The organism is uncultured Chitinophaga sp., assembly GCF_937874145.1.
Taxonomy (GTDB): Bacteria; Bacteroidota; Bacteroidia; order Chitinophagales; family Chitinophagaceae; genus Chitinophaga.
On sequence record NZ_CALNBI010000277.1, the window covers coordinates 1 to 13,493 of the forward strand.

Sequence of the window (13,493 nt, forward strand, 5' to 3'; positions counted from 1 at the left end):
CAACGCCCTCACGCTCGGCAAGGGTCAGCACGCTGCCCAGCACGTAATCCACCACGCCACGGGCGTTGCAACCCGGTGCGCTGCTCCAGGCGATGCCGGCTGCGGCGAAAGCGAGCACGGTAGGGTACCACACCACGTTCTGGATCCATTGCAGGAAAATGGCGAGGAAGCCCAGTTTCTGGTTATACGCTTCCTTCACCCAGGTGTAAACACCGCCCCCTTTCGCGGCGAAGGCGCTGCCCAGCTCGGCGCCCACCAGTGCGGCGGGCATGAGAAACAGGAAGGTGGCGAACCCGATGTAAAAGAACATCGTCAGTTCTTCCTTCGCCATCATGGGAAGCCCCCGGAGGGAGATCACCGCCGCCGCCGTCATTAACGCCAGCTGCACGGTGGTGATCGATTTATTTTCAGATGCCATATTGCGATTGTTGATGAGGAAAAGGATGTTGCGCCCTAGTGATGGTAACCGCCGGATTCTTTCTGCGTAGCGGGTGAAGAAACGGGGTGGTTCTTGAAGTACTCGATGGCGCGCTTCACGTCGTTGATGAACAATGCCGCCATATCGCGGCTGAAGCCGTGGCGCACGAGTATCCGCTGGATCACCACGTCCTGCATATGGGCGGGCAGGGGATAGGCAGGTACCTGCCATCCGCGCATCCTTAACCGGTCTGCCAGGTCATACAACGTAAAACCCGGGTTGGCGCCGTCTTTCATCTTCCAGCTGGCGCCGGGCAAACCGCCCCTTCCGTTATAAAATAGGGTGAATAACCCCAGCTTCTCGATCTCGTCGGCGATATATTGCGCATGGCCCAATGCGGCTTCCTGCACTTTTTTATATCCGTCGCGGCCGAGGCGCAGGAAATTGTAATACTGGGTGATGATCTGCCCGCCGGGCCGCGAGAAGTTCAGCGCAAAAGTCGGCATGTTGCCGCCGAGATAATCGACATAGAAAATAAGGTCTTCGGGAAGATCGGAGCGGTCGCGCCAGATCACCCAGCCCACGCCGAGCGGTGAAAGACCGTACTTATGCCCGGAACCATTGATGGATTTGACGCGGTGGATGCGGAAGTCCCACACGATCTCGGGGCTTACGAACGGCGCGATGAACCCGCCGCTGGCGGCGTCTACGTGCATGGGGATGTCGAGGCCGGTTTCTTTTTGCAATTTATCGAGGCGGTCGCTGATGGCTTTGACGTCTTCGTACATGCAGGTGAAGGTGACGCCGAAGGTGGGCACCACGCCGATGGTGTTTTCGTCGCAGGCGGCGGCTACATCGTCGGGGTTGAGCGTGAGCTTGTCCGGGCTGAGGGGCAGTTCGCGTATTTCCACGTCGAAGTAACGCGCGAACTTATGCCAGCAGATCTGCACGGCGCCGGTGATGATATTGGGTTTGCTGGTATCTTTTCCTTCTTTTTTGCGGCGGTTGCGCCATTGCCATTTCAGCGCCAGCCCTCCGAGCATGGCGGCTTCCGAAGAACCGGTAGTGGAGCAGCCGATGGTATTGGCCGCGTCGGGCGAATTCCAGAGGTCGGCGAGCATGTGAACGCAGCGGTTTTCGATCTCTGCTGTCTGGGGATATTCGTCCTTGTCGATCATGTTCTTGTCGATCGTCAGGTCCATGATCTGGTGCACTTCCGGTTCTACCCAGGTCTGGCAGAAGGTGGCGAGGTTCTGGCGGGAGTTGCCGTCGAGGAGCATTTCATCGGATACGATTGCATAAGCATGCCTGGGGTCCATTTCCGTACCGGGGAACCTGTACTTCGGCGCCGAGATGGTCAGATCGGAGGAAGCATACACCGCTTCCTTGAAGAATCCCCGAACCGCGTTTTTTTCATGTAAGGCCATGTGAACACTATTTAAATGGATTAAGGATAAACGTTACGATGGGGCATGGCTTCGCCGGACGCAACCGGTGCGCATGCATATCGGAAGGTGCAGTGCTGATGTAGTGGAAAGGGTTTACTGATTGATTAACAGGATTAAATTGGATTTGTTCAACAGTGATAAGCATACAAGCATCGGGGAATTGTCAGTTCTGAATACAAACCCATCTATGATTTTTGCGGGTTAACCTAGTGTTTTACCCCGGTGAGCTATAAATTTTACAGGACGACCCGATAATTTACCTCGTTGACCTATAAATTTTATGCGATGAGCTAATAATTTACCCCGGTGAGCTATAAATTTTACAGGACGACCCGATAATTTACCTCGTTGACCTATAAATTTTATGCGATGAGCTAATAATTTACCCCTACGGGCAGTGAATTTTATAGGCCAACGAGGTAATTTACCCGGCAAACACCCCGTTCAAGTCTTGTGCCCCGGCAAAAACATCCCCATCCCGGGCGCCTTGAGGCATCCGCGGCAGGAAAAAAATGATTTAGAGTCAGTGGGAAAGGGTTAACCCGCGTATTTTTCGCGGTACTCCTTTGGGGAAAGGCCAACAATTTTGCGGAACAATTGACGGAATGCTTTCGCGTCTTCATACCCGGCCTGGATCATCACACCGGTGATGTTGTCCTGCTTTTCTTCGAGCAGTTTTTTCGCCGCTTCGATGCGGATCCTTTGCAAATACTCGATCGGCGTTACGCCCGTCGCGCTTTTGAACCGGCGGATGAAATTACGGCGGCTCACCGGCAGATCGTGGATCACTTCCTCCACCGTTACCCTGTCCTGGAACCGCTCTTCCATCCTTTGCTGCGCGGCCGTTACCAGCTCGTCGTTATGCGCGCGGCTGGGCGACCAGTTGGCGAAGTACGACTGCTGCGCCCTGTCCATGTCGATGGCGAACACTTTCGCCGTGTAAATCGCCGTGGTGCGGTTGCAGTACTTCTCAAGGATGTGCAGCAGGAGGTGAAAGGTGGATGTTGCCCCTCCGCTCGTATACACCCCGCGGTCGTCTGTAACCACCACGTCGGCGTCCACGATCACTTCCGGGAAGTGGCGCGTCAATGCTTCTACGGCGGTCACATGCGTGGTGGCGCGGCGGTTGTTGAGCAAGCCTGTTGCCGCGAGCAGGAACGCCCCCGTGCAAAAGCTCGCCACTTCCGCGCCTTTCCCCGCCTGCTGGCGGACCCACGGCACAAACGCCGTGTTTTCCCTCAGGTAATCCGGAATGTTCCCCGGCCTGAATGCGGGGATCAGCACCAGGTCAGACGCCGTCACTTCTTCATGCGACAGCGGCTGGTAATGCTCGTCAGGATATGCGACCGTTTCATCTTCCGGGTGCCGGATCAGCCGGATGTCGAAATACGGCAGGCCCGTGTTCTCCAAGTAGTAATTGTTGACGGTCTGGAAAACGTCTAAAAGCGCTGCGATACTGATAGGTCGGTAATGCCTGGTTAGAAGGATGGATAGCTTTTTCATAAATGGCATTGGCGGATGAACATCGAAAGTACAATTTTTTCCGTCACATCCTCGCCGGGATGATCCGCTATTTCTCCCGTTTGGCTGTCGCGAAAGCCTCCCCTGTGCTGGGTTTTGGCCCATCCGCTGCGGTTGTTTCGGGCTACTGCTGATAATATATTCACCCGGCTCAACAGCGCATCAAGTCCACCTCAAGTCCACCTCGTTCGTCCTCGCCGGGTCAACGCCACGCGGTGTTTCCACGTTATTCAGGGCTTCTCGCCGCCCTGTCACTGCCCCCTGGTCAAGATACTATCATCCGTCTCCCATAAAAAAGCCGGCGCAGGGCCGGCTCGTGGAGTTGCATTAAGTCTTTTTATCCCCTTTCCCCTCCGGCGGGCCGGACGAAAATTCGTGCCCGCAAAACGCGCAATGCGTAAGCCCCGCCTGTTTGGAGGACCTCGCCCCGCAAGCCGGACAATCCTTTCCCTGCTTTGGCGGCTCTTTCTCCGGCGGGAGCTTCAGGTTATCAATAATTTCCAGCGGTCTGTGCTTATCTTCCGTCATGTTTCCTTTTTTTCCTGGTGTTTATTCGGTTCTGCTGATGGTTACTACCCGACTATCGGTTCCTCTCCGCTAGTATTAATTCATTAAATATATCAAAAAACAAACAATTGAAAAATCTCCTTGATGAACGGCGGGGATTTTTCATAAAAAAAGCCGCCTCCCGGGTGGGAAGCGGCAGTGGTTTTACCAAAGGACTGGTATGTCAAATCCCCGCGGCCGTGCGCCTTGCGGTTTCGGCCAGCAGTTCATCGAGTTGTGCGCGGTCCCTCCATCTCCCCCCGGAAACGAGGCCGCGGATTTTTTGCGTATTGTGGATATCGTCCAGCGGATTGGCGTCGAGCAGCAGGAGGTCTGCATGCATGCCGGGCGCAACGGCGCCGTATCCTTTCTGTTGCAGGAATTTCGGGCCGTTGATCACCGAAGCTTTCAGTGCCTGTTGCGGCGTCATCCCGTATTTCACCATCAGCGCCAGCTCTTCATGAAGCGCCAGGCCGGGGTAGCAGTAGGAATTGAGGTAGCCCGCATCCGTGCCCGCCAGGATGGTTACGTTGGCTGCCACCAGGTCGGCCAGCACGGCGGATGAGCGCTCGTAACTGGCTTTGCGCTGCGCGATGGCGGCGGCATCATGCTTCAGGATGTTATTCACACGGCCGGCGTAGGTGCTTTGCAGGCCTTTGCCGATGTAGCGGAGGTAATCATCGTGGCTGCGGTCGTGCTCGTCCCAGTACGACAGGATATGCCCGAGGCTCAGGGTGGGCGTTACAGCCACGCCTTTGGAAGCCATGTAACGGAACATTTTCCGTGCCGAGGCTTTATCGTAGGTGGTATTGATCTTTTCGCTGAGGGCGCGGCCTTTCAGGCTGCCGTCGGCCACGCCTTTGCTGATGCCCGCTTCTTCGGAAGAACCGGCTTTCAGCAGGTAGGTGATATGTTCGATGGAACTGATGCCGGCATCTACAATATCTTTCATGGGAATGGCGTAGGGCACGTGGCCTGAAATCGCCAGGCCGCGTTTGCGGGTTTCGCGGATGCTTTCCAGGTAGAGGGCAGGCTGTAGCGTATTGTCCGTGATTTTTACGAAATCGACGCGCAGCCCCTCCAGGGAATCGAGCGCTTTGGCCAGCTCTTCCTTCGTCCCGATTTCAATGTCGCCTTTCCAAACGGATTTGTAACCTTCCAGTTTGGGACCGGAAGTGAAGATGTGCGGGCCGTCGATCAGTCCTTTGGCGATGGAATCGCGCCAGGGCAGTACGAAGTGGCTGATATCGGCCGCGCAGTCGCGTACGCCGGTGATGCCGTAGGCGAGCATGAGAGGGAGGAGGTTGCGGTTTTCGTGGGCGAGGGTGTCGCCGCCGCCGAAGTGCATATGGTTATCCCACAGCCCCGGCATGAGGAATTTACCGGAACCGTCGACCTCCACGGGAGCGGAGTGCCTGAGTTTACCGGTAGGGGTCACGGCGATGATGCGCCCGTCTTTCACCACAACGGCCTGGTCGGCAGCCGTGCGGCCGCGTTCTACGTCGATAACCGACACGGAACGGATGATAAGATCGGCGGGCACCTTCTGCGCGCGCGCGCCGGAAAAGACGGCGGCGAGTGATAGTAACAGGAGCGTTCGTTTCATCCGGTGAAAATACGCCCGTCCCGTTTGGCGCGATGGTACATGCTGAAACAATCCGGGCATTTTTTAGCGGCGGCGTTTTTGTCGGGAAGTATTAATTTCACCCCGGATAAAAAATCACAGTGAACGATGAAGCGACTCGGATTGATCGCGCTGCTGGTTGTGGGTATGCAGGCGCAGGCGCAAACGGCGCGGGTGAATGTAATTCCCGCACCCATACAGGTGCAGGAACAGCCCGGACAATTTTCCATCAATACCCAAACAACCATCACCGCCGATCCGGCTTTCGCCGACGCGGCGGCCTTGTTGGCTGAGCAATCCGGTATCACCCTGAAGAAAGGAACGGCGGGTAATATCCGCATCCTGCGGGAAATCACGCGGCAGGCGGCCGACAGTGCGGCGTACCGTTTGCTTATTTCGCCTGACCAGGTGCGGATTTACGCTTCCGGCCGCGCGGGCGCACTGCATGGCATTTACACGCTCCTGCAGATCATGGCTACGCAGCCCGATCAGAACATCCTCCCCGCGGTTACGATATCAGACCGGCCGCGCTTCGGGTACAGGGGGCTGCATCTCGATGTATCCCGTCATTTCTTCCCCCTCACCTTCGTGTATAAGTATATCGATCTCATGGCGATGTACAAGATGAACGTTTTCCACTGGCATATTACCGACGGGGCCGGGTGGCGCTTAGAGATCAAAAAATATCCCGCCCTCACGAAAAAGGCGGCCTGGCGCACACATGCCAATTACATGGAATGGTGGAACAGCCCGCGCCATTATCTTGAAGAAGGCAGCCCCAACGCATACGGCGGCTATTACACGCAGGAAGAAGCCCGCGCCGTGGTGGCCTACGCCGCGCGACGCGGCATCACCGTGATCCCCGAGATCGAAATGCCGGGGCACTCCGAAGAAGTGCTCGCCGTGTACCCGCACCTTTCCTGCGCGGGCGAGCCGTACAAGCAATCCGAATTCTGCCTGGGGAACGACAGCACCTTCACTTTCCTGGAAGACGTGCTCCGCGAAGTAATGGACATCTTCCCGTCGAAATATATCCACATCGGGGGCGACGAAGCAGAGAAAAAGCATTGGAAGGAATGCCCCAAATGCCAGCGCCGCATCCGCGAACATCAGCTGGCCAACGAAGAAGGGCTGCAAAGCTATGCCGTGAAGCGCATGGAGAAATTCCTCATCGCCAACAACCGGAAACTCATGGGCTGGGACGAGATCCTCGAAGGCGGCCTCGCTCCTGAAGCCACCGTCATGAGCTGGCGCGGAGAGAAAGGCGGTATCACGGCCGCATCCGAAGGGCATGATGTGGTGATGACGCCCGGCGGGTATTGCTATTTCGACAGTTACCAGTCCGATCCATCCACCGAGCCCCTTACCATCGGCGGTTACCTTCCGCTGTCGAAAGTCTACTCCTACGAACCGGTGCCGGCGGCGCTGGCGGCGGATAAAGCGCATCATGTGCTGGGCGCGCAGGCCAACGTGTGGGCCGAATATATGCCTGCGACTTACCAGGTCGAATACATGGTGTTCCCGCGGGCGCTCGCGCTGTCGGAAGTGGTGTGGTCGCAGAAGGAACAACGCAGCTGGGAAGATTTCAAAACGCGGCTGCAGGCGCATTACCGGCTGCTGCAACGGAAGCAGGTGAATTATTACCGTCCTTCCTGGCAGCTGGAACCTAAAACCATCATTGATACCATGCGCAAATTGACCATCGTTTCCTTCGAAACCGAGCAGTTCCGCCCTGTGATCCGCTATACGCTCGACGGTACGCGGCCGACGGTGAACTCGGCGCTGTACGGCGGTCCTGTTGAAGTGGCCGGCACGGCGCAGCTCATGGCGGCCGTGTTCCGTGATACGATGTTGATGGGCCGGCCGGTGACGGTGCCCGTTCATTATCACAAAGCCATCGGCAAAAAGGTGATCTACAACGCGCCCTGGAGCGGCAGTTACCCCGCGCAGGACGCGGCCACGCTGGTGAACGGGTACCGCGGTTCCCTTACCTATGGCGACGGCCAGTGGCAAGGGTTCCTTGGCAAAGGGGTGGATGTAACCATCGACCTCGGCGCATCGCAGCCGCTGGAAAGCCTCCAGGTCGGCTTCATGCAGCTGACGGGCCCGGGTGTGTACATGCCGCCGGCGGTGACGGTGCAGGTTGCCGACGACCCGGCGGCTTTCGATAAGGCAAAGGTATTCACCGTGCAGAACGATGTTCCGCCAACACACGAGAAACTTATTTTCAAGGATTTCAAATTCGGGCTGCAGGGGCAGAAGGGGCGTTATATCCGTGTGAAAGCCCCTGTGCAGAAGGGCTTCCTGTTCACGGACGAGATTATCGTATATTAGGAGTATGAAGTACAATACCCTCGGCAGCAGCGGGCTGCGCATCAGTGAAGTGTCTTTCGGCTGCATGTCGCTCGGGATGGATGATTCCGCCAACGCGCGGATCCTCCGCCGGGCCGTGGAACTGGGCATCAACTTCTTCGATACGGCCGACCTCTACGATAAAGGCTTCAACGAAAGCAGCGTAGGCAAGGCGCTGAAGGAGAAACGCAAAGACGTCATCATCGCCACCAAAGCCGGCAACCAGTGGCGCCCCGATGGCTCCGGCTGGGATTGGAACCCGCGCAAGGATTACATCCTGGCCTGCGCGGAGAAGAGCCTGCAGCGGTTGCAGACAGATTACATCGATTTGTACCAGCTGCATGGCGGCACGATCGATGACCCTATCGACGAAACCATCGAAGCGTTCGAGCTGCTGCAGCAGCAGGGGAAAATCCGGCATTACGGGATTTCTTCCATCCGCCCCAACGTTATCCGCGAATATGCAAAACGCAGCCGCATCGTGAGCGTGATGATGCAATACAGCCTGCTCGACCGCCGGCCCGAAGCCACCTGCCTGCCCATCCTGGAGCAACATAACATCGGCGTGCTGGCGCGCGGCAGCCTGGCCAAAGGTTTGCTGGCCGGGAAGCCGGCGGTGGATTACCTCCACCTGTCGCAGCAGGAAGTGGAGCGGGCGCAGGCCGCCATCGCGGAAGTGTCGGGGAAGGAGCGCACGCCGGGGCAGTCGGCCGTGAAATTCGTGCTGATGCATCCGGCGGTAACCAGCGCCGTGGCAGGATTGCGCACCATAGCCCAATTGGAAGACGTAGCGGCCGAAGCGCCGCGCTTCAATGAAGCGGAATACGAAATGCTCACCGCAAGCGTGCCCGTCCGCGAATACGAACAACATGTGTGACCTGGAAACTTAGTTTCCCTGGTATAAACGAAAGGCTGACCGGTTACCTGGTCAGCCTTTATATTTTTTATCGGTAGGATTATTTTTTCAGCAAACCCTGCCGTTCCAGCGCCTGCACCAGGGCTTTGGTGTAGGAACGGGAGAAGTCGTCGATGCTGTTGGGGTTGATGGTTTCCGACTGAACAGAGAACAGCAGCGATTCGTTGCCGGCGTCGTAGAGGTTGCTTTCGAGGAAGTAGGTTTTGTCGGTAGTGTAGTAGCCCGGGTTGTACATCATCGGGTAATAGTAGTTGTAATATCCCCAGAAACTGCCGTACCAGCCCCAGGCGGGATACGGAGCGTACGGTCCTGAGCCCGGAACATAGCGGGTTTCGCTGGTTTTATCGACAACAGCCATGGTGAAAATGGCATCTGCCCCCAGTTCGCGCACCTTATTTAAAATGGCTTCTTTGGAAGGCACGTTTTCGCGGGTGAAGTTGGGCGGAAAGATTTCCCCGCTTTTGATGGCTTTATAACCCCTGTCCTGCGCAGCGGCGGCCAGGTTGTTTTCGATACTCTGTTTGGCGGCCTGGTTGTGTACCATGGCGGCAATGAAGATGGTGTTGTATGATTTGGCCGGAGAATCCGGTGTTCTCCAGAAGTTCGTGACCTGCGTGGTGGTGGCGCATGCCGACAACAACACGATGGCAAACAGGGTAAGGTAATATGAAGTTTTCATGGTTTTGGTGGTTTTATACCTTATCCTAACAAGACTCGTGCTGAAATGTTGCGTTACCTGGCCTGCCACAATGCGTCCATAAACCAGCCTTTATCGTCCGTAAAGTTCCGGACCGGAACGAAGCCGCATCGGGAGGCCAGCTCGCGTATGCCATCGGGTGTGTATTTCTGGGAGATTTCCATGTAAATGGGCTCGTCTTTCCGGAACCGGACGATGCTGCCGCCGATATGAACGGCTTGTTCGCGGAGGCTGATCAAAAAGCTCTTGCAGGCGCCGGTGGACGGGTCGTAAGTCGGGTAATGCAGGAAATCCTGACGCTGGAAATCGGCGTCGAGCTCGCGGTTGATGCGGGTGAGGAGATTGAGGTTGAAGTCGCGGGTGAAGCCTTGCCGGTCGTTATACGCATCGAGGATGAGGCGCGGGTTTTTCTGCAGATCGAAGCCGATGAGCAGGAAATCTCCCGGGCGCAGCTGGCGGCGCACTTCTGAAAGGAAGCCCATGGCTTCTTCCGGCGTGAAGTTCCCGATACTGCTGCCCATGAACATCACTACGCGCGCGCGGCCGGGTGTTTGGCCGGAACGCGCCAGCATCTCCATGTATTCGCCGTTGAGGCCCTGCACGTCGAGGCCTGGGAGCTGTTCGGGCAGGGTATCCTGCAAATGCCGGATGATGTTGCCGGATATATCAATGGGATAATAACGGTTACCCATCCCCGTGCGCATCCATTCCCGCAGGAGGTGGATCGATTTGGAAGCGTCTCCGGCACCCAGCTCCACCAGGTCGGCCTGGGGCGCCACGGCGCGGATGGCGGATACGATCGCGGCGGACTGCGTTTCCAGGATCTCCATTTCGCAGCGCGTCAGGTAATATTCCGGGCAATGCATGATCTGCTGGAACAGCGCATCGCCGGCGGCATCATAGAAATATTTGGACTGGAGCCTTTTGGGCTGCGATTGCAACCCTTCCAAAACGTCCCGTAAAAATGCCTGGCGCGCTTTGGAAACGGGCGGCGCCAGTGTAGCGTTTACTGATCTCATCGGTTACGGTTTTATGGTTTTAGCCAGCCGGATGCCTGTAAGCTGCCAGCGTAAATGCGGATGGAAAAAATTGCGGTACGTATGCCTGCTGTGGCCCTCCGGCGTAAAGTCGGACGCGCCGCGCAGCACTTTCTGGTTCACCATGAACTTGCCGTTGTATTCCCCGACAGGCCCGGCTACACGCTCGAACCCGGGGTAGGGGAGATACGCGCTTTCCGTCCACTCCCAGCGCCGGCCCCAGTCGAACAGGTGCGCCGCGGCCTCCCATTCGAATTCCGTGGGCAGGCGCATGCCTTTCCACGCGGCGAACGCAGCGGCTTCGTAGAAGCTGATATGACAAAGGATTTCGTCAGGGTCTACAGGATGAACGCCCTGCAGCGTGTATGTCATCCACCGGCCATCGTCTTTATGCCAATACATGGGTGCGTGCGCCTGTTCGCGCTTCACCCAATCCCATCCTTCAGCATGCCAGTACGAAAATTCCTTGTACCCGCCGGCGTCCATAAAGGCGAGGAATTCGCCGTTGGTAACGGGGCGGCCGGCAATGGCGTAAGGCTCCAGGTAAACTTTATGGCGGCCCAGTTCATTGTCATAGCAAAACCCCTCACCCGAAAAACCGATTTCATACACTCCGCCCTGCATGCTGGTAAACTGCATGGGGGAAGCGGGCTTTGATATGGGTTGCTCTTCCGTATCGTATGGCGGGAAGAGCGGATTGTTGCCGAGGATGAACTTGATGTCGGTCCACAACAGCTCCTGGTGCTGCTGCTCATGCTGGCAGCCCAGCGTTACGAGGGTTTCGGCCTCTGCGGGCAGCGGTTGCGCCAGCAGCTGCTCCATCGCGGAATCCACGTATTTGCGGTATTTATAGATCTCGTCTACGGTCGGACGGCTCAGGTTGCCCCTGTTGGTTCGGATCACGCGGGCCCCGAGGCTTTCGTAGTAGCTGTTGAAAACGAAGTTGAACATGGGATCGAACTCAACATATCCCGCCAGGAATTTTTTCAGCACCATCGTCTCGAAAAACCAGGTGGTATGGCCAAGGTGCCATTTCGGCGGGCTCACATCTTCTACAGGTTGTACCACATAATCCTCTTTTTGTAGCGGACGGCATATGGATTCCGTCCATTTCCGCACCTGCAGGTATTGCCGCAGGAGCCCCGTGGGAGTAGTTACGTCTAACATGTTAGTCTTTTTGCGTATTCAGATATCGCGTGAGATCGGAAATCGTGCGGATCTTCAGTTGCTCCGCCGCCGCTTCCCGCATCATCAGTGCGTATGCATTATTAAAACCGATAGGCTGCAGCCATTGCAGCCCGTATTGTTCCCCGAACCTGGAACGCACGAATTGATAAGCGCTGTCTTTATCCCTCAGCCGGTCTGTCAGCGGTTCCTGCAGAATGACGAGCAGGCCGGTGCCGGTATATTCCGGGTAGAAGTCGATCTGATCGTTCGTCAGTGCATCAAAACAAATTTTCGTGCCACCCAGGCCGGTTTTTGAAGAAATTGACAATTCCGTGTTGCCTTCCACGAGGATTTTGTACATCTCGCAGAGGATATATTGCTCGGTGAAGATCTTCGAACCCATGCGCACCACGCCTTTCATCCCGTTCCGGGACGGTTTATACAAACCATTTTCTTCCAGGAAAGTTCTCGCTACGGCGGCGGGGCTCTCGTGCAGGAAATCCACGCGGTAATTGAGGTATGTCATCACCGAGTCGCTGATGCGCCCGGCGAGCAGGTCCAGTGCCGGCCCCAGCTCGGGGAACCGCTCCAGCGCGTCTATCCTGACTACCGGCGCGGCGTGGTAAGGCGGAAAAATATGCTTGTCGTCGTCGAGCGTGATGAGATGAAAGGCCCGGATGCGCCCATCGGTACTATATCCGCTGACCACATCCAGCTTCTCTTCATACAATGCCTGGTACATCACCGCATCGTTGATTACGACGGTAGGAATGTTCAATCCATACACCCGCTTCAATCCCGGCGAACCGTCTTCGCGGCCCATGAACTCCGGTGTGAAACCGGCCAATAGCTTGCCTTTGGCGGCCGGCACCATGGCCGAAACGGCGAATATGATCACCGCGGCAGCGCCCGCCCAGCGGAAGTGCCGCAGGCTCAGCTTTTGCGCCCGCGACAACAGGAAATCAAACAGAATGGCGAGCAATGCTGCGGGAATGGCGCCGGCGAGGATCATGATGGTATTATTCAGGGCGATGCCCCCGAAAATGAATTCCCCGAGCCCGCCCGCCGCGATGTAGGCCGCCAGCGTGGCCACGCCCACATTGATTACCGCGGCCGTCCGGATGCCGGCGAGGATCACCGGCATGGCGAGCGGCAACTCCGCCTTGAACAGCACCTGCCCGCGCGTCATCCCCATGGCCACGGCTGCTTCACGAACCGTTGCGTCTACGCCTTTGATGCCGGTGTAGGTGTTGCGGATGATGGGAAGCAGCGCATAGAGGAACAGCGCGAAGATCGCCGGCCTGGGACCGATGCCCAGCAAGGGTATGAGAAAGCCCAGCAACGCTATGCTGGGAATGGTCTGCATCACGCCCGCAAAGCCCAATGTAACGCCCGCCAGCTTTTGTTTCCGTGCGATGAGAATGCCGAGCGGCACACCGGCAACGATCGCCAGCGCTACGGATAGCAGCGTGAGGTGGATGTGCGTCCAGGTTTGCTCGAGCAGCTTGCCGGACTGGCTTTGCAGAAATTGGAAGAATTCATTCATGGCGCATCCGTTTTTCCGTGAAGGAATGCCGCCACAAAGTCGTTTGCGGGGTTTTGCTGCAATTCGTCCGGCGTGCCCGTCTGGATGAGTTTGCCCTTGTCCATGATCCCGATGTGGTCGCCCAGCTCGAATGCGTCGCGGATGTCGTGTGTGACCATCACCACGGTTTTGCCTTTGAACTCGTCCAGCTCTGTGAATTCCTGCCGGATGCGGGCGCGGGT

10 protein-coding genes and 1 pseudogene are annotated in these 13,493 nt (G+C 56.9%); 2 read left to right on the forward strand and 9 right to left on the reverse strand.

The window, feature by feature from the left end; all coding sequences use genetic code 11:
* The 4 genes from Q0510_RS13710 to Q0510_RS13725 all read right to left on the reverse strand — a co-directional run.
* Positions 1-418: amino acid permease (locus Q0510_RS13710; RefSeq protein WP_298712702.1), on the reverse strand; the 418-nt coding region annotated here is incomplete at its 3' end.
* Between the two features lie 35 nt (positions 419-453).
* The gene (locus tag Q0510_RS13715; RefSeq protein ID WP_298712705.1) at positions 454-1,845 is read right to left on the reverse strand and encodes a glutamate decarboxylase; all 1,392 of its coding nucleotides are present in this window, start codon (positions 1,843-1,845) and stop codon (positions 454-456) included.
* A 558-nt stretch (positions 1,846-2,403) separates the two neighbouring features.
* Positions 2,404-3,276, reverse strand: coding sequence for a helix-turn-helix domain-containing protein (locus Q0510_RS13720; RefSeq protein ID WP_298712708.1), 873 nt, complete (start codon positions 3,274-3,276; stop codon positions 2,404-2,406).
* A gap of 841 nt (positions 3,277-4,117) precedes the next feature.
* Positions 4,118-5,539, reverse strand: a complete 1,422-nt coding sequence (locus Q0510_RS13725) for an amidohydrolase family protein (RefSeq protein ID WP_298712711.1) — start codon at positions 5,537-5,539, stop codon at positions 4,118-4,120.
* Positions 5,540-5,665: 126 nt separating this feature from the next.
* Here Q0510_RS13725 and Q0510_RS13730 point away from each other — a divergent pair, with 126 nt between their 5' ends.
* Together Q0510_RS13730 and Q0510_RS13735 are read left to right on the forward strand one after the other, a co-directional pair.
* The gene (locus Q0510_RS13730) at positions 5,666-7,891 is read left to right on the forward strand and encodes a family 20 glycosylhydrolase (protein ID WP_298712713.1); all 2,226 of its coding nucleotides are present in this window, start codon (positions 5,666-5,668) and stop codon (positions 7,889-7,891) included.
* Between the two features lie 4 nt (positions 7,892-7,895).
* On the forward strand, positions 7,896-8,786 hold the full coding sequence (locus Q0510_RS13735; protein ID WP_298712716.1) for an aldo/keto reductase: 891 nt from the start codon (positions 7,896-7,898) through the stop codon (positions 8,784-8,786).
* 79 nt (positions 8,787-8,865) lie between these two features.
* On the opposite strand, the gene Q0510_RS13740 is transcribed toward Q0510_RS13735, so the two are convergent.
* From Q0510_RS13740 to Q0510_RS13760, 5 genes and pseudogenes are all read right to left on the reverse strand, one after another.
* A complete protein-coding gene (locus Q0510_RS13740; RefSeq protein ID WP_298712719.1) occupies positions 8,866-9,504 on the reverse strand; it encodes a hypothetical protein in 639 nt (212 codons plus the stop codon).
* 53 nt (positions 9,505-9,557) lie between these two features.
* Positions 9,558-10,541: an L-histidine N(alpha)-methyltransferase gene (gene egtD / locus Q0510_RS13745; protein ID WP_298712722.1), complete on the reverse strand. Its 984-nt coding sequence runs from the start codon at positions 10,539-10,541 to the stop codon at positions 9,558-9,560.
* Between the two features lie 3 nt (positions 10,542-10,544).
* Positions 10,545-11,726, reverse strand: a complete 1,182-nt coding sequence (egtB, locus tag Q0510_RS13750) for an ergothioneine biosynthesis protein EgtB (RefSeq protein ID WP_298712725.1) — start codon at positions 11,724-11,726, stop codon at positions 10,545-10,547.
* Position 11,727: 1 nt separating this feature from the next.
* Positions 11,728-13,272, reverse strand: a complete 1,545-nt coding sequence (locus Q0510_RS13755; protein ID WP_298712730.1) for an ABC transporter permease/substrate-binding protein — start codon at positions 13,270-13,272, stop codon at positions 11,728-11,730.
* A pseudogene (locus tag Q0510_RS13760) lies at positions 13,269-13,493 on the reverse strand (ABC transporter ATP-binding protein); the annotation flags it as partial. The gene Q0510_RS13755 and the pseudogene Q0510_RS13760, both read right to left, overlap by 4 nt.

Coding starts and splice junctions, on each gene's coding strand:
- Q0510_RS13715 (WP_298712705.1), bottom strand. CDS start 1,845: ATGGCCTTACATGAAAAAAACGCGGTTCGGGGATTCTTCAAGGAAGCG.
- Q0510_RS13725 (WP_298712711.1), bottom strand. CDS start 5,539: ATGAAACGAACGCTCCTGTTACTATCACTCGCCGCCGTCTTTTCCGGC.
- Q0510_RS13730 (WP_298712713.1), top strand. CDS start 5,666: ATGAAGCGACTCGGATTGATCGCGCTGCTGGTTGTGGGTATGCAGGCG.
- Q0510_RS13735 (WP_298712716.1), top strand. CDS start 7,896: ATGAAGTACAATACCCTCGGCAGCAGCGGGCTGCGCATCAGTGAAGTG.
- Q0510_RS13740 (WP_298712719.1), bottom strand. CDS start 9,504: ATGAAAACTTCATATTACCTTACCCTGTTTGCCATCGTGTTGTTGTCG.
- egtD (WP_298712722.1), bottom strand. CDS start 10,541: ATGAGATCAGTAAACGCTACACTGGCGCCGCCCGTTTCCAAAGCGCGC.
- egtB (WP_298712725.1), bottom strand. CDS start 11,726: ATGTTAGACGTAACTACTCCCACGGGGCTCCTGCGGCAATACCTGCAG.
- Q0510_RS13755 (WP_298712730.1), bottom strand. CDS start 13,272: ATGAATGAATTCTTCCAATTTCTGCAAAGCCAGTCCGGCAAGCTGCTC.